Annotated in this window: 2 protein-coding genes; one reads left to right on the plus strand and one right to left on the minus strand. The window is 46.0% G+C overall.

Going from position 1 to position 760, the window contains the following annotated elements; translation table 11 throughout:
• Positions 1 to 358: glycoside hydrolase family 52 protein (locus tag FJQ58_RS00900; protein WP_238403668.1), on the minus strand; the 358-nt coding region annotated here is incomplete at its 3' end.
• Positions 359 to 530: 172 nt separating this feature from the next.
• On the opposite strand from FJQ58_RS00900, the gene FJQ58_RS32210 reads away from it, so the two are divergent.
• Positions 531 to 760, plus strand: a 230-nt coding sequence (locus FJQ58_RS32210; RefSeq protein ID WP_476641262.1) for a cupin domain-containing protein, incomplete at its 3' end; no start/stop codon positions are given.

Here is a 760-nt window from a genome sequence, read left to right on the forward strand (position 1 = left end):
GAACCTGCGAATAAATGCGGAAGCTCAAATCTCCCGATTGCCATGTATCTGTCGTCAGCTGAAAATCACGCTGAATCGCTTCCTGCGGCAAAGGATGCAGCAGCTTTGGCTTGTCCGGGAACGGATCTGGATTCTCAATATCGTAACGTTTGCTTTCATCTTCTTCTTTCGCATCGTGGAACGGCAATGTATCATAGCCTGTTCCGTCCAAACGCTCGATACCGATATATATATTTTCCCTTGGAGGTCTTGCTAGCTCAATATCAAACCCTCCCGAAGGTCCTGGAAAACCTAATGTAAAGCTGGAGAACGCACCGATTGGAGAATGATGGGCATTAAAAAACTGGTTTTTCGTCAAGGCAGTTTCAGCTCCTTTTTTAAGTATGATCCTTACTATCTTACGATCGATTCCCTTTAGCCAACAGGGTTATAACGGACCTTTATTTGTACAAAACAGAANAGCGCATAAACGCGCTGTTAATGCGCAATGGAGCTATCCTGAACACCACCATACGATGTTCGAGCTGAATATGGTGCTGGAGGGTGATCAAACGATGATTGCAGACAGCACCAAATTTGTACAGCAAGTAGGCGATATCTTGTTTATTCCACCTGGCGTTCTGCACAGCAGCAGCGGGTCGACTAGCCAAATGGCCATGACTTATTTTTGTCTCCATTTCGATATTGACGACCTGACGCTTCGCAGAAGCTTGATGGGTATGCATACGACCTTACTGCCCGCAAGCAATCCTTCAACAGC

Source organism: Paenibacillus paridis (genome assembly GCF_006345825.1).
In the GTDB taxonomy this organism is placed as follows: domain Bacteria; phylum Bacillota; class Bacilli; order Paenibacillales; family Paenibacillaceae; genus Pristimantibacillus; species Pristimantibacillus paridis.